Source organism: Pseudomonas extremaustralis (assembly GCF_900102035.1).
In the GTDB taxonomy this organism is placed as follows: Bacteria; Pseudomonadota; Gammaproteobacteria; order Pseudomonadales; family Pseudomonadaceae; genus Aquipseudomonas; species Aquipseudomonas extremaustralis.
On sequence record NZ_LT629689.1, the window covers coordinates 4,422,766 to 4,440,012 of the forward strand.

Sequence of the window (17,247 nt, forward strand, 5' to 3'; positions counted from 1 at the left end):
ACCATGCAAACTCGTGATGATATTTTCAACACCCTGCGCGATGCCTTGGTGGAACTGTTCGAACTGCCGCCGGAATGCGTCACCCTCGACGCCAACCTGTACCAGGACCTGGAAATCGACAGCATCGACGCTGTGGACCTGATCGACCATATCAAGCGCAAGACCGGCAAAAAGATCGCCGCCGAAGAGTTCAAGGCAGTGCGCACCGTAAACGACGTGGTTGAGGCGGTGTACCGTCTGGTCACACCTGCCGCATGAGCCGGCTGATCGGCCTTGGCCTGTTGCTGGCGGGGCTGCTGTACCCCTTTGCGGTGTATTACGGCACCGAGCACTTCGCACCCTGGCAATTCGGCCTGCTGCTGGGCAGCCTGTGGCTGTTGCGCGCGCTGACCGGTGCACGCCGCCCCGGCAGCCGCTGGATGGCCGTGGCCGTGATCGTGTTTTGCCTGGGCCTGGCCTGGTTCGATAACCCGCACCTGTTGCGCTGGTACCCGAGCCTGGTCAGCGCGTTCATGCTGGCGCTGTTCGGCCTGAGCCTGAAATACGGCCCGCCGATGGTCGAGCGCCTGGCGCGCATGACCGAGCCGCAGCTACCGCCCCGCGCCGTTGTGTATACGCGCCAGGTCACCGTGGTGTGGAGTGTGTTTTTTCTGTGCAATGGCCTGCTCGCCGCCGCCCTCACCCTGTGGGCGCCGTTGAGCTGGTGGACGTTGTACAACGGCCTGATCGCCTACGGGCTGATGGGGCTGTTGTTTGCCGTGGAATGGCTGGTACGACAAAGGGTTCGAGGCCGCGTATGAATGGGTTGAAACTTGAGCACTTGCTGCTCGAGCCGCTGCAACAGCGTTGGGTCACCACTGAACCTGCGATGAATCACGCCCAGTTGTGGGAACAATCCCTGCAACTGGCGGCGGGCCTGCAAGCCCGTGGCATTCAGCGCCTGGCCGTGCACCTGGAAGATGCCGGAGTGCTGGCGATCGCCCTGCTCGGCGCCTGGCGCGCCGGGGCCAGCGTGCTGCTGCCCGCCGACCTGCAACCCCAGACCCGCCAACGCTGGGCCGATGCCGTGGATGCCTGGCTGGTGGAGGCCGCCGATCTCGACGCGCTGTACCAGGCGCCGTTGAGCCCGGCGGCACTGGATCTGGACGCCTGCCAGTTGAGCCTGTGCACCTCCGGCTCCAGCGGCGAACCCAAGCGCATCGACAAGACCCTGCGTCAACTGGCCAACGAAGTGCAGGCGCTGGAAACCTTGTGGGGCGCCGACCTTAAAGACGCCTGCATCATCGGCAGCGTCGCCACCCAGCACATCTACGGCTTGCTGTTTCGCGTGTTGTGGCCGCTGTGCGCCGGTCGCACCTTTGTGCGCAAACAACTGGCCTTCCCCGAAGACATGCAGCGCGCCAGCCGCGAGCACGGGCAATTTGCCTGGGTCGCCAGCCCCGCGCTGCTCAAGCGCATGGGCGACAACCTCGATTGGCCGGCGCTGAGCCAGGTGTCCAAGGTGTTTTCCTCCGGCGGTGCCTTGCCCGTCGACGCCGCCGGCAGTCTCTACGACCGCTTGCAGCAATGGCCGACGGAAATCCTCGGCAGCTCGGAAACCGGCGGCATCGCCTGGCGCCAGGGCGCACAGCCGTGGCAGCCGTTTGCCGACGTGCAACTGAGCCAGGACGCCGACGGCGCCCTGCGCATCGCCTCACCGTACCTGCCCGCCGGGCATATCGAACAGACGGCCGACGCCGCGCGCATCCATGCCGATGGCCGCTTCGAACTGCTCGGGCGCCTGGACCGCATCGTCAAGCTGGAAGAAAAACGCATCTCCCTGCCCATGCTCGAACAGGCCCTGATGACCCACCCGTGGGTCGCCGAAACCCGCCTGGGCGTGGTGCAGGAAAACCGTGCCTTCCTCGGCGCGCTTGTCGTGCTCAACGACGAAGGCCTGCACGCCCTGCGCAACAGGGGCCGACGCACCGTGACCCACACCCTGCGCCAGCACCTGAGCCAACATTGCGAAGCCCTTGCCCTGCCGCGTCGCTGGCGCTTGCTGCGCCAACTGCCGCTGAACAGCCAAGGCAAACTGCCCCAGGCCGACGTCGAAGCACTGCTGCTGGCGCCCCGGCCGAAAACCCCGGACGTACTGGAGCAAGTCGAAGTCGACGGCGAATGGACCCTGCAACTGAGCGTACCGCCGGACCTGGCCTACTTCAGCGGCCACTTCCCCGTCACCCCGGTGCTGCCGGGCGTGGTGCAAGTGGAGTGGGCGTTCAACCTCGGCCAGCAATGCCTGGACCTGCCGCCCACCTTCGCCGGGATGGAAGTGCTCAAGTTCCAGCAACTGGTGCGACCGGGCGATCGCATTGAACTGCACCTGCGCTTCGACGCGGAACGCGGCAAGTTGTATTTCGCCTACCGCAATGGTGTCGCGGCCTGTTCCAGCGGCCGGATCCAATTGGAAGCCGCCCATGTATAAGCCCTGCGCCCTGATCCCGGTCTACAACCACGAAGCCGCCGTACCGGCCGTGGTCGACAGCCTGTTGCACAGCGGCCTGCCGTGCCTGCTGGTCGACGACGGCAGCAGCCCGGCCTGCGCGGCGGTGCTGGCGCAATTGGCACAGCTGGAACATGTCACCCTGCTGACCCTGCCGAACAACCAGGGCAAGGGCGGGGCGGTGATGGCCGGTTTTCGCGAGGCCGCTCGCCTGGGCTTCTCCCACGCCCTGCAAGTGGACGCCGACGGCCAACACGACCTGCGCGAAGTCGAGACCTTTATCGATGCCTCCCGTCGGCAGCCCAACGCAATCATCTGTGGCTACCCCGAATACGACGAAAGCGTGCCCAAAGGTCGCCTGTACGCGCGCTACCTGACCCACGTGTGGGTGTGGATCAACACCCTGTCGCTGGAGATTCGCGACTCGATGTGCGGCTTTCGCGTGTATCCCCTGGCGCCGACCCTGGCACTGATGGACTCGGCCTACATCGGCACCCACATGGATTTCGACACGGACATCCTGGTGCGCCTGGCCTGGCGCAACCAGCCGATGCGCTGGTTGCCGACCCAGGTGCATTACCCCGCCGACGGGCTGTCCCACTTCCGCCTGTTCCGCGACAACGTGCGCATTTCGGCCATGCATACCCGGCTGTTCTTCGGCATGTTGATCCGCGCGCCGATGATCCTGTGGCGACGGTGGCAGGCATGAGCGACAGCGGCAAACACTGGGCCGATCGCGAGGAACGCGGCAGCTACTGGCTGATGAAATTCACCGCCGTGGCCGCCAAGGTCCTCGGCCGCCGGCTGTTGAGCCCGCTGCTGTACGGCATCGTGTTGTACTTCTTCCTGTTCGGCCGCACCGCGCGCCAGAGCGCGTGGCAATACCAGCAGCGCCTGGCCGAGTGGAGCGGGCGCGACGAATTGCGTCCCAGCCAGCGCAGCGTGTTCGGCCAGTTCATGGCCTTTGCCGACTCGCTGCTCGACAAGCTCGATGTGTGGAACGGCAAGCTGCGCCTGGAACAGATCGAAATCAACGACCCAGCGAAACTGCGCGGCCAACTGCGAGGCGAGCGCGGGCAGATGCTGGTGGGCGCACACCTGGGCAACCTCGAGGTGTGCCGCGCGCTGGCGGAGATCGGCGAACAGGTGACCATGAACGTACTGGTGCACACCAAGCACGCCGAACGTTTCAACCGCCTGCTGGGCGAAGCCGGCGCCACCCATTTGCGTCTGATCCAGGTCAGCGAGCTGGACCCGGCCACCATGCTGTTGCTCAGCCAGCGCCTGGACGACGGCGAGTGGCTGGCGATTGCCGGCGACCGCGTACCGCTGCATGGCGGGCGTACGGTGCGCGTGGATTTCCTCGGTCACGACGCGGCTTTCCCCCAGGGTCCATGGCTGCTGGCGGGCCTGCTCAAATGCCCGGTGAACCTGTTGATGTGCCTGAAACAGCAGGGCCGCTATCACCTGACCATCGAGCCCTTCGCGGCCCTGATCGAATGGAAACGCAGCACCCGCGAACAGGTCATCGCCCAGTGGACCGCGCGCTACGCCGCGCGCCTGGGCCAGTTCTGCCTGCAAGCGCCCCAACAATGGTTCAACTTTTACCCTTTCTGGAAGACCGATGACGACGCATCTTGAGCCGGTAACCTTTGGCGAACGCCCCCTGCGCATCGAAGACGTGCTGGCCCTGGCCAACCGTCAGGTGCCCACGCACTTGCAGGATGACGCCGCCTATCGCCAGCGCATCGCCAAGGGCGCGCAGTTCCTCGACTCGCTGCTGGACAAGGAAGGCGTGATCTACGGCGTGACCACCGGCTACGGCGATTCCTGCGTGGTGGCGGTGCCGCTGCACCATGTCGAGGCTCTGCCCCGCCACCTGTACACCTTCCACGGTTGCGGCCTGGGCAAATTGCTCGACGCCCAAGCCACCCGCGCCGTGCTCGCCGCGCGGTTGCAGTCGCTGTGCCACGGCGTGTCCGGGGTGCGTGTGGAGCTGCTGGAACGCTTGCATGCCTTCCTCGAGCACGACGTACTGCCGCTGATCCCGGAAGAAGGTTCGGTGGGCGCCAGCGGTGACCTGACGCCGCTGTCCTACGTGGCCGCGACCCTGTCCGGCGAGCGCGAGGTGCTGTTCCGTGGCGAACGCCGCCAGGCCATCGACGTCCACCGCGAACTGGGCTGGACCCCGCTGGTCCTGCGTCCCAAGGAAGCCCTGGCGCTGATGAACGGCACCGCCGTGATGACCGGCCTCGCCTGCCTGGCCTTTGCCCGCGCCGATTACCTGCTGCAATTGGCCACGCGCATCACCGCGCTGAACGTAGTGGCGCTGCAAGGCAACCCGGAACACTTCGACGAGCGCCTGTTCGCCGCCAAGCCGCACCCTGGGCAGATGCAAGTCGCGGCCTGGCTGCGCAAAGACCTGGCCATCGACGCGCCGACCGCGCCACTGCATCGCCTGCAGGATCGCTACTCGCTGCGCTGCGCGCCCCACGTCCTCGGCGTGCTGGCCGACAGCCTGAACTGGTTGCGTTCGTTCATCGAGATCGAGCTGAACAGCGCCAACGACAACCCGATCATCGACGCCGAAGAGGAGCGCGTGCTGCACGGCGGGCACTTCTACGGCGGCCACATCGCCTTCGCCATGGACAGCCTCAAGACCCTGGTGGCCAACGTCGCCGACCTGCTTGACCGTCAGCTCGCCTTGCTGGTGGACGTGCGTTACAACCATGGCCTGCCGAGCAACCTGTCCGGCGCCCCGGCCGACCGCGCGATGCTCAACCACGGTTTCAAGGCGGTGCAGATCGGCACCAGCGCCTGGACCGCCGAAGCGCTGAAAAACACCATGCCCGCCAGCGTGTTCTCGCGCTCCACCGAATGCCACAACCAGGACAAGGTGAGCATGGGCACCATCGCCGCCCGCGACGCGATCCGTGTACTGGAGCTGACCGAACAGGTCGCCGCCGCCACCCTGCTCGCCGCCAATCAGGGCGTGTGGCTGCGTGCCCAGGCCGACGAGGCGCGCCCGTTGCCGCCGGCACTCGCCGCGATGCACGAGGCGTTGGCCAAGGACTTCCCGCCCGTGATCGAAGACCGCGCCCTCGAAGGCGAACTGCGCCTGTGCCTCAAACGTATCGCCGAGCAACACTGGAGGCTGCATGCGTAGCCAGGGCGTATTGCACAGCGACACGGAAATCCTCGTGCCGTTTTTCGATATCGACACCATGAACGTGGTGTGGCACGGGCATTACGTGAAGTACCTGGAAGTCGCCCGGTGCGCCTTGCTCGACAAGATCGGCCACAACTACACCGCGATGCTGGAGTCGGGTTATGCGTGGCCGGTGATCGACATGCAACTGCGCTACGTGCGCGGCGCCACCTTCGGCCAGACCCTCAACGTGCGTGCCAGCCTGGTGGAATGGGAAAACCGCTTGAAGGTCAATTACCTGATCACCGATCTCGCCAGCGGCGAGCGTTTGACCCGCGCCATGACCGTGCAGGTGGCGGTGGAAATCGCCAGCCGCGAAATGCAACTGGCCTCCCCAAAAATATTCACTGACGCCGTAGAGAGAGCTTTGAAATGAGATCCCCTGTGGGAGCGGGCTTGCTCGCGAAGATCCTGAGGGTCCTGATGAGTGTCAGGCAACCCGCGTTATCGTTAACGTCCCTCGCGAGCAAGCCCGCTCCCACAGGGGTCGTGTTAAGCCTGTTATTAAGCATTCCGAGCCTGGCTCACGCTTTTGACCTGCAACAGCTCAGCGATCAGTTGGCTAAACCCAGTGTGATCCACGGCAGCTTCATCCAGGAAAAACACCTGCGTGCCCTGCCGCAACCCTTGGTCAGCAAAGGCACCTTCGTCCTCGCCAAAGATCACGGCCTGCTGTGGCTGCTCAAAACTCCACTGCAACAGGATTACCGCATCACCCCCGAAGGCATCGCGCGCCGTGACGCCAATGGCTGGCAACCGTTGCCGAACAAGAGCGCGGGTGCCGAGCAGAATCGCCTGTTCCTTTCCGTCCTCGCGGGCGACAGCAGCGGCTTGCAACGCGATTTCGAACTGCAACTGCACGGCGAAGCCCAGCAATGGAAGCTGACCTTGACCCCGCGTTCCCTGCTGCTCAAGCAGGTGTTCACCCAGATCAATATCGACGGCGGCGAACTGGTCCAGACCATCGAACTCTTGGAAACCCAGGGCGACAGCACCGTGCTGCGCATGCAGGACAGCACCGCCGGGCAACCCCTGAGCGACGCGGAGAGCCATGACTTTGCCCAGTGAGCGCCTGCTGCCGCGCCTGTTCCTGATCCTGCTGGTGGCGGTGCTGGCCCTGGCCGGCTGGCAATGGCGCCATGGCGCGCCGCTGTCGGCCAACCTGATGGAACTGGTACCGGGCAGCACGCCGGACGCCCTGGAGCTGCAAGCCGAACAACGCATGCAGGAGCCGCTGAACCGCGAGTTGCTGGTGCTGGTGGGGCATGCCGACCGGCAAACAGCCGTGGCGATGGCCGAGCAACTGGGCGAGCGCTGGCAGGCCAGTGGGCTGTTCGAAAAAGTGCAATGGAACCTGCAGGCCGATTTGCCGGCCCTGCGCGAACAACTGCTGCGCGGGCGCCTGGCGATGCTCTCGGCCAAGGACCGCGCGCAACTGATCGACCAGCCCGACGCATTCATCCAACAGCGCGTGCAAGCCCTGTTCGACCCCTTTACCGGCTTCAGCCTGGTGCCGAGCCAGGATGACTGGCTGGGCCTCACCGGACGCATCCAGAACAGCCAGCCGCAACGCGGTTCGATCCAGCTGGATATCGGCAGCGGCGCGTTGATCGCCGAGGCCGACGGCAAAAGCTGGGTGCTGCTGCGCGCGCGCACCACCGGCAATGCCTTCGATATGAAACTGCCGCTGCAAGTCGCCGACTTGCTCCAGGCCAGCCGCGCACAGGCCAGCGCCCAAGGCGTGCAATTGCTCGCCGCCAGCGGTCTGCTCTATGCAGCGAGTGGGCAGCAGCAGGCCACGCGGGAAATCACCTGGGTGGGCGGCGGCGCGACCGTCGGCATCCTGTTGCTGCTGTTGCTGGCGTTCCGGCGCTGGCGCGTGTTGCTGGCCTTTGTGCCGGTGCTGGTGGGCATGCTGTTCGGCGCGGTGGCCTGTGTGGCGCTGTTCGGCCATATGCATGTGATCACACTGGTCCTGGGCTCGAGCCTGATCGGCGTGGCGGTGGATTACCCGCTGCACTACCTGTCGAAAAGCTGGAGCCTGAAACCCTGGCGCAGCTGGCCGGCGTTGCGCCTGACCCTGCCGGGGCTGAGCCTGAGCCTGGCCACCAGTTGCATCGGTTACCTGGCGCTGGCCTGGACGCCGTTCCCGGCCCTGACGCAAATCGCGGTGTTCTCCGCCGCCGGGCTGGTCGGTGCGTATCTATCCGCCGTGTGCCTGTTGCCGGCCCTGCTCAACGGCGTCGAACTGCGCCCGGCACAGTGGCCGCTGCGCATCACCGAATGCCTGTGGCAACTGCGGGCGGGGTTGCTCAAGCGCGTGCCGAGCGCGGTGCTGCTGGTATGGGTGCTGCTGTTTTGCGCCGGTGGCCTGTGGCAGCTCAACAGCACAAACGATATCCGCCAGTGGATCGGCGCGCCGCCGCAATTGCTGCAGGAAGCCCAGGCCGTGGCACGCATCACCGGCTTCCAGCCCACCAGCCAGTTTTTCCTGGTGCGCGCGGACAACCAACAGCAATTGCTCGAACGCCAGGCCGCGTTGAGCCAGCGCCTGGACCAACTGGTGAACATGGACAAGTTGCAGGGCTACCTGGTGCTCAACCAACTGGTCAACCTGCCCGCCGAACAGCAACAACTGCGCGAGGCGCTGAACAACCTGGCGCAACACTGGCAGCCGCTGCTGGACCTGGGCGTGCCTGCCAGTGCCCTGCACGCCGAAGTCGCGCAACTGCAAGCGTTGCCCACCGAAGACATCGACGCCGCCCTGGTGGGCCCATTGGCCGAGCCTTGGCGCACCTTGTGGCTCGGCCCGGTCGACGGCGGCGTAGCGGCGATGGTCAGCCTGCAAGGCTTGAACAACCCGGCGCTGCTGCGGGTGCAGGCCGTGGATCTGCCAGGTGTGCAACTGGTGGATCGCCTCGGCGACCTGAACCGGGTGTTCGCCGACACACAAATCAGCGCGGCCGAATTGAAGTTGATGTCCTGCGGGCTGATCGTGCTGTTGCTGATCCTGCCGTTCGGTTTCGGCGGCGCCTTGCGCATCGTCGCCCTGCCGTTGCTGGCCGCGCTGTGCAGCCTGGCGAGCCTCGGTTGGCTGGGCCAGCCGCTGACCTTGTTCAGCCTGTTCGGCTTGCTGCTGGTCACGGCCATCAGCGTCGACTATGCGATTTTGATGCGTGAGCAAATCGGCGGCCCTGCGGTCAGTCTGTTGGGAACACTGCTGGCGGCGCTGACGACCTGGTTGTCGTTCGGCCTGCTGGCGGTGTCGAGTACCCCCGCGGTGAGTAATTTCGGCCTGTCGGTCAGCCTGGGCCTGGCGTTCAGCTTTATGCTGGCGCCCTGGGCCGGCCATCAGAAGCACGCCCAATGAATGTGAATACCGCCAATGCGGCAAGGAGCCCTCGTGCCCATAGTTGAAATGGAACGTCGCCAGGTGGTGGTGATCGGTGCCGGCCCGTCCGGTGCCATCGCCGCCGCGCTGCTAAAGCGCAAAGGGCATGATGTATTGATCATCGAGCGCCAGCACTTCCCGCGCTTCTCGATTGGCGAAAGCCTGCTGTCGCACTGCATCGACTTCATCGAAGAAGCCGGCATGCTCGACGCGGTGCAGGCCGCCGGCTTCCAGGTGAAAACCGGGGCCGCGTTCGCCTGGGGCGAGCGCTACAGCGCGTTCGATTTCAGCGACACTTTCAGCAACGGCAAGCCGACCACCTTCCAGGTGCAACGCGGCGAATTCGACAAGTTGCTGGCCGATCAGGCCGCGTTGCAGGGCGTGGACATTCGCTACGGCGAAACCATCGTCGGCGTGGACCTTTCCGGCGCGTGCCGCTACGTGCATGTGCGCCGCGAGAACGGCAGCGAGTACCACATCAAGGTCAAGTTCGTGCTCGACGCCAGCGGCTACGGTCGCGTGTTGCCGCGCCTGCTGGACCTGGAAGCGCCGTCGGACTTTCCGGTGCGCCGGGCGGTGTTCACCCATGTCGAGGACCGCATCGAGCATGCGGGTTTTGACCGCACCAAGATCCTCGTCACCACCCATCCGACCCAGCGCGATATCTGGTTCTGGACCATCCCGTTCAGCAACGGACGTTGCTCCATCGGCGTGGTGGCGGCCCAGGCGCATTTCGACGGCCGCGACAGCGACCTCGACGCCTGCCTGCGCGGTTTTATCGACGAGACCCCAAGCCTGTCCGGCGTGCTGCAAAACGCCGTGTGGGATACGCCGGCACGCACCATCGGCGGCTACTCGGCCAACGTCAAAACCCTGCACGGCCCAGGCTTTGCGCTGCTGGGCAATGCAGCGGAATTCCTCGACCCGGTATTCTCGTCCGGCGTGACCATCGCCATGCGTTCGGCGAGCATGGCCGCCGGCCTCTTGCATCGCCAGCTCAACGGCGAGAACGTGGACTGGCAAAGCCAATTCGCCGAGCCGCTCAAGCGTGGTGTCGATACCTTCCGCTGCTACGTCGAAGGCTGGTACGCCGGGACCTTCCAGGATGTGATTTTCCATCCCGGCAGCGCCCCGGAGATTCGCCGCATGATCAGTTCGATCCTCGCCGGCTATGCCTGGGATGAGCGCAACCCGTTTGTCAGCGAGCCCAAGCGGCGGTTGCGGATGTTGTCGGAGATTTGTGCGGGGGATATCGCGTGAGCAGTCAGTACTTGAGTAAGAATTACGTCGAAGAAACCAAATTCGGCTTCTGGTTCCTGCGCAGCCACACCTGGCAGCATCACGTGTTGCGCGTGGCGATCAACGACCTGCGCAGCCTGTTCAGCGAGCCATTGCCGGTGGCGCCGGTGTTGCTGGACGCCGGTTGCGGCCAGGGCAAATCCTTCAAGTTGCTGCAACAGGTGTTCGCGCCCGCGCGCCTGATCGGCCTGGATGCCGACCCCCACAGCCTGGCGCTGAGCCGCGAAGAAGCGGCGCGCCAGGGCCTGGACGTCGAGCTGATCGGCAGCGACTGCGCCACCCTCGACGTACCGGATGCCAGTGTCGACCTGCTGTTCTGCCACCAGACCTTCCATCATCTGGTCGAGCAGCATCGCGCCTTGAAAGAGTTCTACCGGGTGCTCAAGCCCGGCGGCTACCTGCTGTTTGCCGAGTCCACCGAAGCCTACATCGACACCTGGGTGATCCGCTGGCTGTTCCGGCACCCGATGCACGTGCAGAAAAGCGCCGAGCAATACCTGGAGATGCTGCGCGAGCAGGGTTTCGAGTTCGCTGCGCAGAACGTCTCGTACCCGTATTTGTGGTGGAGCCGTGCCCGCGATTTCGGCCTGCTGGAACGCTGGGGCCTGCGCCAGCCGCCGCCGGTGGGCCAGCGCGAAGAAACCCTGGTCAACTGCGTGGCACGCAAACCCTTGGCGAGCGCGCCGACATGATGCGCCGGCTGTTGATCGGCGCCCTGTTGCTGCTGAGCGCCTGCGCCAGCCAAGCGCCGCTGCCCGCGAAAACCCCGGCCCTGGCCCTGCCGTTGCAATTGCATGTGCAGCGCCTGGAAGCGGGCCAGAGCCAGGACTGGCTGCTGGTGATCCAGCGCGAGGGCGGCGGCATCCGCTGGTCGATGATGGACCCGCTGGGCATCCCCCAGGCCCGGCAAAAGCTGATCGATGGCCAGTGGCAAGCCGATGGTTTGCTGCCGCCCAATCCCCAGGCGCGCGAGCTGTTTGCCGCGCTGCTGTTCGCCCTGGCGTCGGCCGATGACGTGCGCGCGCTCTATCCCGACGCCCAGGCGATGGACCTGACGCGCACCCTGCCGGGCCATTGGCAGATCGTCTATCAGTCGTCAGAGGTGTTCCGCGTGAACATCAGCGGGCAGCCCGTGAGCTATCGCATCAGCCCGCTCGGGGCCGGCCGATGACCGCCTATCTCAATGCCCTGGGCGTGATTTGTGCCCTCGGGCGCGGCCAGGAAGCAGTCAGCCGCCACCTGTTCGCCGGCGACTGCTCCGGCATGCGCGGCGAAAGTGGCTGGGTGCCGGAGCGCGTGCTGCCAGTGGGCGGCGTGCACGGCGAACTGGCGATCATCCCGCCCGAGCTGGGCCAGCAGAGCAGCCGCAATAACCAGTTGCTGCTGGAAGCGGCGTTGCAGATCGAAGGCGAGATTCGCCAGGCGATCCTCACCTATGGCCCGTCGCGGGTCGGCATTGTGCTGGGCACCAGCACCTCCGGTATCGACGAAGCCAGTCGCGGCATCGCCCATTACCTGCGCGACAAGCGCTTCCCCGGCGACTACGACTACCAGCAACAGGAACTCAGCGCGCCAGCGAACTTCCTCGCCGACTGGCTGCAACTGAGCGGCCCGGCCTATGTGATTTCCACCGCCTGCACCTCCAGCGCCCGCGCGTTGATGAGCGCGCGGCGCCTGCTGGACCTGGGCGTGTGCGACGCGGTGATCTGCGGCGGCGTCGACAGCCTGTGCAAGCTGACCCTCAACGGCTTCAGCGCCTTGGAAGCAGTGTCGAACGAGCGTTGCAATCCGTTCTCAGTGAACCGCAACGGCATCAATATCGGCGAAGCCGCGGTGCTGTTTCTGATGACGCGGGAGCCCGCTCCCATCGCCCTGCTGGGCAGCGGCGCCAGTTGCGATGCACACCATATCTCCGCGCCGGAGCCCAGCGGCAAAGGCGCGTTGCAGGCGATGCACAAGGCCCTGGCCAGCGCGAAATTGCAGCCCGGGCAGATCGGTTACCTGAACCTGCACGGCACCGCCACCCAACACAACGACGCCATGGAAAGCCTGGCCGTCGCCAGCCTGTTTCCCCAAGGCGTGCCCTGCTCGTCGACCAAGCCCATGAGCGGCCACACCCTGGGCGCCGCTGGCGCACTGGAAGCGGCGTTCTGCTGGTTGAGCCTGGCCCATGGCCGGTTGCCGCCCCACGTGTGGGACGGCCAGGCCGACCCGGCACTGCCCGCCTTGCGCTGGGCGCAGGCCGGTGAACTTTTGGAAAAGCGCTGCCTGATGAGCAACTCGTTTGCCTTCGGCGGCAATAACGTCAGCCTGATAATCGCAGAGGCCCCATGATCGATTGGCCACTCGCCGAACTGCTGCCCCACGCGGGCGACATGATCCTGATCGACCAGGTGCTGTCGTTCGATGAAGAGCAGATTCACACCCGTGTCACCGTCAAGCCCGGCGGCCTGTTCAACCGCCCCGACGGCAGCCTGCCGGCCTGGGTCGGCATCGAGCTGATGGCCCAGAGCGTGGCCGCCTACGCCGGTTGCCGCGCGCGCCAGAAAGGCGAAACCGTGGAACTGGGCTTCCTGCTCGGCACGCGCAAGTTCGAATGCAACGTGGAGGTTTTTCCCCTCGGCGCCGAACTGAGCATCCATGGCCTGCGCTCCCTGGAAGACGACAACGGCATGGGTGTGTTCGAATGCCACCTCACCGGCGACGGTATCCAGGCCAGCGCCCGCTTGAACGTATTTCGACCGCCCCAGGCGGCCACTTATTTAGATGAATCGAAGGACGAAACGCCATGACTGAATCCGTACTGGTCACCGGCTCCAGCCGTGGTATCGGGCGCGCCATTGCCCTGCGTCTGGCCCAGGCTGGCCATGACATCGTGCTGCATTGCCGCAGTGGCCGCGCCGAAGCGGACGCGGTGCAGGCCGAGGTCCAAGCCCTGGGGCGCAAGGCCCGGGTGCTGCAATTCGACGTGGCGGATCGCGCGGCGTGCAAGCAGATCCTGGAAGCCGATGTGGAGCAACATGGCGCGTACTACGGCGTGGTGCTCAACGCCGGCCTGACCCGCGACGGCGCGTTTCCGGCCTTGTCGGAAGACGATTGGGACGTGGTGATGCGCACCAACCTCGACGGTTTCTACAACGTGCTGCACCCGGTGATGATGCCGATGATCCGGCGTCGCGCCGCCGGGCGTATCGTGTGCATTACCTCGGTGTCCGGGCTGATCGGCAACCGTGGCCAGGTCAACTACAGCGCCTCCAAGGCCGGCCTGATCGGCGCAGCCAAGGCGCTGGCCATCGAGCTGGGCAAGCGCAAGATCACCGTCAATTGCGTCGCGCCGGGTTTGATCGACACTGCCATGCTCGATGAAAACGTGCCGGTGGAAGACCTGATGAAAATGATCCCGGCGCAGCGCATGGGCACGCCGGAAGAAGTTGCCGGCGCGGTGAATTTCCTGATGTCGGCCGAAGCCGGCTATATCACGCGCCAGGTCCTGGCCGTGAACGGAGGCCTGTGTTGATGAAACGTGTCGTCGTTACCGGCATGGCCGGCATGACCTCCCTGGGCAGCGATTGGGACACCATCGCCGCCAACTTTCGCGCCAACCGCAGCGGCATCCGGCGCATGGACGAGTGGGACCGCTTTACCGAACTCAATACCCGCCTGGCCGGGCCGATCGACGACTTCGTCGTGCCCGCCCACTGGACGCGCAAACAACTGCGCAGCATGGGCCGCGTCTCGCGCCTGGCGGTGTGGGCGGCGGAGCAGGCGTTGCGGGACGCGGGCCTGCTCGGCGACGAGTCGATCAAGGACGGGCGCATGGGCGTCGCCTGCGGCTCGTCCACCGGCAGCACCGACGAGATCAAGGCATTCGGCAACATGCTGCTCAACTCGGTGGCCGAAGGGCTGAACGCCAACTCCTATGTGCGCATGATGCCCCACACCACGGCGGCGAATATCAGCATCTTCTTTGGCCTGACCGGGCGGCTGATCCCCACATCCAGCGCCTGCACCAGCGGCAGCCAGGGCATCGGCTATGCCTATGAGGCGATCAAGTTCGGGCGCCTGCCGCTGATGCTCGCCGGCGGCGCCGAAGAACTGTGCCCCACCGAAGCCATGGTGTTCGACGCGCTCTACGCCACCAGCCTGAAGAACGACGCGCCACAGACCAGCCCACGCCCCTATGACAGCGGCCGCGATGGCCTGGTGATCGGCGAAGGCGGCGGCATGCTGGTGCTCGAAGAGCTGGAACATGCCCTGGCGCGAGGTGCGCATATCCATGCGGAGATCGTCGGTTTCGGCAGCAACGCCGACGGCCAGCACACCACCCGCCCTGAGCAGAAAACCATGCGCCGCGCCATGGAGCTGGCCCTGGAAGACGCAGGGCTCGAGCCCTCGGCCATCGGCTATGTGAACGGCCACGGCACCGCCACCGACCAGGGTGACATCGCCGAGACGCTGGCCACCCACAGCCTGTTCGGCAGCCGCATGCCCATCAGCTCGCAGAAAAGCTTCCTCGGCCACACCCTGGGTGCGTGCGGCGCGCTGGAGTCGTGGTTCAGCATCGAGATGATGAACCGCGACCAGTACGTGCACACCTTCAACCTGGATACCGTCGACCCGCAATGCGGCGAGCTGGATTACCTGCAAGGTGAGTTCCGCGAGATGCACCACGACTATGTGATGAACAACAACTTTGCCTTTGGCGGCGTCAACACCTCGTTGATCTTCCGCCGCTGGTCCTGACTTTTTAAACGACTGGAGAAAACGGAATGTCTTCCTTGCTACGCGCCACCCTGATCACCCTCGCCCTGCTGACCACCGCCGGTTGCACCAGCAAACCGATACTCAACACCCAGCACGAGCTGGCGGCCAGCCCCCAGGTCAGCGAAGAAAAAGTCAAAACGGTGATCATTGACGCTCTGCAAAAGCGCAACTGGACAGTGCAGCGCCTGAGCCCGCAGCTGGTACAGGCCGAGATCAACGTGCGCAATCAGTTCTACGCGGCCATCGACATCCGCTACACCCGCAACAGCTACGCCATCACCTATCGCGACAGCCGCGACCTGGGCTACAAGGACGGCAAGATCCATCGCAACTACAACCGTTGGGTGAGCATGCTGGATCGGGACATCATGGCGGCGTTGCGTTCGGCGGGGGTGCAGTAAACCCGGAAACGACAAAGGGCGCCTTTCGGCGCCCTCTTCACAAACAGGTTGGCTTGTCATCACCGCTTCCTGCCTGGCTCTGCAATTGCTGGTTGCCCAGGATCCTCAGAGTCTCACAAGCCCCTTTCGGGAACTCGGCCAGTATGCCCGAAAACCTCTCCTGCGCAATTGCTGGCAAAACGCTGTTCATCTATCGCTCAACGCGTTGCAACCCAAGCGCGCTGCGAACCGCCGCCTTTATCGCAAGAAATTGATCACGGGTAAGTTCGGCGATTGTGTAAGTTCGTTTGCCATGGCGATCTTTGCTTTTGATCCGATCCAATCTACCCAGGCTAACCGTCGCCACAATGTCGCATTTTGCCCAGCAGATCGGACTCGCTCCTTGAAGATGGCTATCGAGTTGTAAATGATGCTCCAGCATTGTCTGCGGAGCGGTGGTACTCAAAGGTACTACCGTCACAAGCAGCTTATTGGTTCGGTGTTTGCGTATCACAATGACGGGGCGAATCTTGATGATTTCCGGGACCTCATAGCCACGAAAATCGCAAATCAACACGCTGCCCTCCTTGGGCTGATAGAGAAGTGCCATCCATATCACTCGCTTGAAAAAGAGCGATTCTGCGCAAACTTCCGGCGATTAACTAAGGCGGTTGCGTTACCTGATATGTGACGGTGCCTACACCGCCGCCTTACGCGTCAACAGCTCCACAAACGCCTGTGCCATCGGCGTCTGCACACCCTTGCGTTGCACCAGCCACACCGCCGTTACCGCCTCCTGATCGAGCAGGGTGCGATACACCACGCCATCGATGCGGATGCGCTGGTAAGACGCCGGCAGCACCGACACCCCCAACCCCGCTGCCACCAGCCCGATGATGGTCATCGCCTCGCCCGCCTCCTGGGCGAAGTGCGGGCTGAAGCCGGCGTCGCGGGCAAGGTTGAGCAGCTGCGCGTAGAGGCCGCTGCCATAGCTGCGCGGGAAAAACACGAACGGCTCCTCGGCCAACTGCGCCAGGTGCAAGCCGCGCTCGCTGCTGTGTACCAAGGGATGATCGGCGTTGAGCACCGCCACCAGGGGTTCGCGCATCAGCTCCACCATGCTCAGGGAATCCGGCAACGGCAGCGGGCGCATCAGGCCGACCTGGATCGACTCGTCCACCAGCGACTCGGCCACCTGGGTGCTGCTCATTTCCTGCAGGTTCAGGTGCACCGCCGGGAAAGCCTGGCGAAACGCAAAGATCGCTTGGGGGATGCTGGAATTGAACGGCGCCGAAGAGGTGAAGCCGATCTTCAATTCCCCCAGCTCGCCCAACTGCGCCCGGCGCGCCACATCCGCGGCTTTATCGACTTGCGCCAGCACCAGCCGCGCTTCGTGCAGGAACAAGCGCCCGGCTTCGCTCAACTCGACCCGACGATTGGTGCGCTCGAACAACCGCGCGCCCACCTCCTGTTCCAACGCCTGGATCTGCTGGCTCAGCGGCGGTTGCGAGATGCCCAGCACCTGCGCGGCACGGCCGAAGTGCAGTTCTTCGGCGACGGCGATGAAGTAGCGCAGGTGACGTAATTCCATATCAGCCTCATTAGGTCGTAAAAGCTATCAAACAGGTCGAACAATATATTGGAAAGAATCATTAGGCAGCTATATTCTTTTTTGCATTGCCAACCCTGGTACGCGCTTCCCCGCCGAGGTCCCCGTGAA

At 64.6% G+C, this 17,247-nt stretch carries 19 protein-coding genes; 17 read left to right on the forward strand and 2 right to left on the reverse strand.

From position 1 onward, the window contains the following. Positions 1-3: 3 nt before the first annotated feature. Genes BLR63_RS20360 through BLR63_RS20440 form a run of 17 tightly spaced genes read left to right on the forward strand, consistent with a single transcriptional unit; the run spans position 4 to position 15,548 of the window. Positions 4-258 (forward strand): acyl carrier protein, encoded by a 255-nt coding sequence (locus tag BLR63_RS20360; protein WP_010563238.1) that lies wholly within the window; start codon positions 4-6, stop codon positions 256-258. Beyond that, on the forward strand, positions 255-800 hold the full coding sequence (locus tag BLR63_RS20365) for a COG4648 family protein (protein ID WP_010563237.1): 546 nt from the start codon (positions 255-257) through the stop codon (positions 798-800). Before BLR63_RS20360 ends, BLR63_RS20365 begins: the two co-directional genes overlap by 4 nt. Beyond that, complete coding sequence (locus BLR63_RS20370) at positions 797-2,467, forward strand: acyl-CoA synthetase family protein (protein ID WP_010563236.1); 1,671 nt, start codon at positions 797-799, stop codon at positions 2,465-2,467. The genes BLR63_RS20365 and BLR63_RS20370 overlap by 4 nt, the downstream gene beginning before the upstream one ends. Then, positions 2,460-3,194 (forward strand): glycosyltransferase family 2 protein, encoded by a 735-nt coding sequence (locus BLR63_RS20375; RefSeq protein WP_010563235.1) that lies wholly within the window; start codon positions 2,460-2,462, stop codon positions 3,192-3,194. Before BLR63_RS20370 ends, BLR63_RS20375 begins: the two co-directional genes overlap by 8 nt. After that, a complete protein-coding gene (locus BLR63_RS20380; RefSeq protein ID WP_010563234.1) occupies positions 3,191-4,126 on the forward strand; it encodes an LpxL/LpxP family acyltransferase in 936 nt (311 codons plus the stop codon). Before BLR63_RS20375 ends, BLR63_RS20380 begins: the two co-directional genes overlap by 4 nt. Further along, positions 4,110-5,651, forward strand: coding sequence for an HAL/PAL/TAL family ammonia-lyase (locus BLR63_RS20385; RefSeq protein ID WP_010563233.1), 1,542 nt, complete (start codon positions 4,110-4,112; stop codon positions 5,649-5,651). Before BLR63_RS20380 ends, BLR63_RS20385 begins: the two co-directional genes overlap by 17 nt. Then, positions 5,644-6,069, forward strand: coding sequence for an acyl-CoA thioesterase (locus BLR63_RS20390; protein WP_010563232.1), 426 nt, complete (start codon positions 5,644-5,646; stop codon positions 6,067-6,069). The genes BLR63_RS20385 and BLR63_RS20390 overlap by 8 nt, the downstream gene beginning before the upstream one ends. Beyond that, the gene (locus BLR63_RS20395; protein WP_081480342.1) at positions 6,066-6,761 is read left to right on the forward strand and encodes an outer membrane lipoprotein carrier protein LolA; all 696 of its coding nucleotides are present in this window, start codon (positions 6,066-6,068) and stop codon (positions 6,759-6,761) included. Before BLR63_RS20390 ends, BLR63_RS20395 begins: the two co-directional genes overlap by 4 nt. Then, positions 6,745-9,063, forward strand: a complete 2,319-nt coding sequence (locus BLR63_RS20400; RefSeq protein ID WP_010563230.1) for an MMPL family transporter — start codon at positions 6,745-6,747, stop codon at positions 9,061-9,063. The genes BLR63_RS20395 and BLR63_RS20400 overlap by 17 nt, the downstream gene beginning before the upstream one ends. 33 nt (positions 9,064-9,096) lie before the next feature. After that, the gene (locus BLR63_RS20405; RefSeq protein WP_010563229.1) at positions 9,097-10,344 is read left to right on the forward strand and encodes an NAD(P)/FAD-dependent oxidoreductase; all 1,248 of its coding nucleotides are present in this window, start codon (positions 9,097-9,099) and stop codon (positions 10,342-10,344) included. Next, positions 10,341-11,075, forward strand: coding sequence for a class I SAM-dependent methyltransferase (locus BLR63_RS20410; protein WP_010563228.1), 735 nt, complete (start codon positions 10,341-10,343; stop codon positions 11,073-11,075). The genes BLR63_RS20405 and BLR63_RS20410 overlap by 4 nt, the downstream gene beginning before the upstream one ends. Next, on the forward strand, positions 11,072-11,554 hold the full coding sequence (locus BLR63_RS20415; RefSeq protein WP_010563227.1) for a hypothetical protein: 483 nt from the start codon (positions 11,072-11,074) through the stop codon (positions 11,552-11,554). The genes BLR63_RS20410 and BLR63_RS20415 overlap by 4 nt, the downstream gene beginning before the upstream one ends. Then, positions 11,551-12,717 (forward strand): beta-ketoacyl-[acyl-carrier-protein] synthase family protein, encoded by a 1,167-nt coding sequence (locus BLR63_RS20420; protein ID WP_010563226.1) that lies wholly within the window; start codon positions 11,551-11,553, stop codon positions 12,715-12,717. Before BLR63_RS20415 ends, BLR63_RS20420 begins: the two co-directional genes overlap by 4 nt. Further along, the gene (locus tag BLR63_RS20425) at positions 12,714-13,175 is read left to right on the forward strand and encodes a hotdog family protein (protein WP_010563225.1); all 462 of its coding nucleotides are present in this window, start codon (positions 12,714-12,716) and stop codon (positions 13,173-13,175) included. The genes BLR63_RS20420 and BLR63_RS20425 overlap by 4 nt, the downstream gene beginning before the upstream one ends. Continuing rightward, the gene (gene fabG, locus BLR63_RS20430; RefSeq protein ID WP_010563224.1) at positions 13,172-13,900 is read left to right on the forward strand and encodes a 3-oxoacyl-ACP reductase FabG; all 729 of its coding nucleotides are present in this window, start codon (positions 13,172-13,174) and stop codon (positions 13,898-13,900) included. Before BLR63_RS20425 ends, fabG begins: the two co-directional genes overlap by 4 nt. Beyond that, complete coding sequence (locus BLR63_RS20435; RefSeq protein ID WP_010563223.1) at positions 13,900-15,126, forward strand: beta-ketoacyl-ACP synthase; 1,227 nt, start codon at positions 13,900-13,902, stop codon at positions 15,124-15,126. Before fabG ends, BLR63_RS20435 begins: the two co-directional genes overlap by 1 nt. A gap of 26 nt (positions 15,127-15,152) precedes the next feature. After that, a complete protein-coding gene (locus BLR63_RS20440) occupies positions 15,153-15,548 on the forward strand; it encodes a hypothetical protein (RefSeq protein WP_010563222.1) in 396 nt (131 codons plus the stop codon). A 190-nt stretch (positions 15,549-15,738) separates the two neighbouring features. Here BLR63_RS20440 and BLR63_RS20445 read toward each other — a convergent pair whose 3' ends face one another. Both BLR63_RS20445 and BLR63_RS20450 read right to left on the reverse strand, forming a co-directional pair. Next, on the reverse strand, positions 15,739-16,137 hold the full coding sequence (locus BLR63_RS20445) for a type II toxin-antitoxin system PemK/MazF family toxin (RefSeq protein WP_010563221.1): 399 nt from the start codon (positions 16,135-16,137) through the stop codon (positions 15,739-15,741). Positions 16,138-16,224: 87 nt separating this feature from the next. Then, positions 16,225-17,118, reverse strand: a complete 894-nt coding sequence (locus BLR63_RS20450; protein ID WP_010563220.1) for a LysR family transcriptional regulator — start codon at positions 17,116-17,118, stop codon at positions 16,225-16,227. Positions 17,119-17,247: the final 129 nt, after the last annotated feature.

What these genes read in the sequence shown, in the direction of transcription:
- BLR63_RS20450 (WP_010563220.1), bottom strand. Translation starts at nt 17,118, where the DNA reads ATGGAATTACGTCACCTGCGCTACTTCATCGCCGTCGCCGAAGAACTG.
- BLR63_RS20380 (WP_010563234.1), top strand. Translation starts at nt 3,191, where the DNA reads ATGAGCGACAGCGGCAAACACTGGGCCGATCGCGAGGAACGCGGCAGC.
- BLR63_RS20395 (WP_081480342.1), top strand. Translation starts at nt 6,066, where the DNA reads ATGAGATCCCCTGTGGGAGCGGGCTTGCTCGCGAAGATCCTGAGGGTC.
- BLR63_RS20360 (WP_010563238.1), top strand. Translation starts at nt 4, where the DNA reads ATGCAAACTCGTGATGATATTTTCAACACCCTGCGCGATGCCTTGGTG.
- BLR63_RS20445 (WP_010563221.1), bottom strand. Translation starts at nt 16,137, where the DNA reads ATGGCACTTCTCTATCAGCCCAAGGAGGGCAGCGTGTTGATTTGCGAT.
- BLR63_RS20370 (WP_010563236.1), top strand. Translation starts at nt 797, where the DNA reads ATGAATGGGTTGAAACTTGAGCACTTGCTGCTCGAGCCGCTGCAACAG.
- fabG (WP_010563224.1), top strand. Translation starts at nt 13,172, where the DNA reads ATGACTGAATCCGTACTGGTCACCGGCTCCAGCCGTGGTATCGGGCGC.
- BLR63_RS20385 (WP_010563233.1), top strand. Translation starts at nt 4,110, where the DNA reads ATGACGACGCATCTTGAGCCGGTAACCTTTGGCGAACGCCCCCTGCGC.
- BLR63_RS20420 (WP_010563226.1), top strand. Translation starts at nt 11,551, where the DNA reads ATGACCGCCTATCTCAATGCCCTGGGCGTGATTTGTGCCCTCGGGCGC.
- BLR63_RS20425 (WP_010563225.1), top strand. Translation starts at nt 12,714, where the DNA reads ATGATCGATTGGCCACTCGCCGAACTGCTGCCCCACGCGGGCGACATG.
- BLR63_RS20400 (WP_010563230.1), top strand. Translation starts at nt 6,745, where the DNA reads ATGACTTTGCCCAGTGAGCGCCTGCTGCCGCGCCTGTTCCTGATCCTG.
- BLR63_RS20415 (WP_010563227.1), top strand. Translation starts at nt 11,072, where the DNA reads ATGATGCGCCGGCTGTTGATCGGCGCCCTGTTGCTGCTGAGCGCCTGC.
- BLR63_RS20435 (WP_010563223.1), top strand. Translation starts at nt 13,900, where the DNA reads ATGAAACGTGTCGTCGTTACCGGCATGGCCGGCATGACCTCCCTGGGC.
- BLR63_RS20375 (WP_010563235.1), top strand. Translation starts at nt 2,460, where the DNA reads ATGTATAAGCCCTGCGCCCTGATCCCGGTCTACAACCACGAAGCCGCC.
- BLR63_RS20390 (WP_010563232.1), top strand. Translation starts at nt 5,644, where the DNA reads ATGCGTAGCCAGGGCGTATTGCACAGCGACACGGAAATCCTCGTGCCG.
- BLR63_RS20365 (WP_010563237.1), top strand. Translation starts at nt 255, where the DNA reads ATGAGCCGGCTGATCGGCCTTGGCCTGTTGCTGGCGGGGCTGCTGTAC.
- BLR63_RS20440 (WP_010563222.1), top strand. Translation starts at nt 15,153, where the DNA reads ATGTCTTCCTTGCTACGCGCCACCCTGATCACCCTCGCCCTGCTGACC.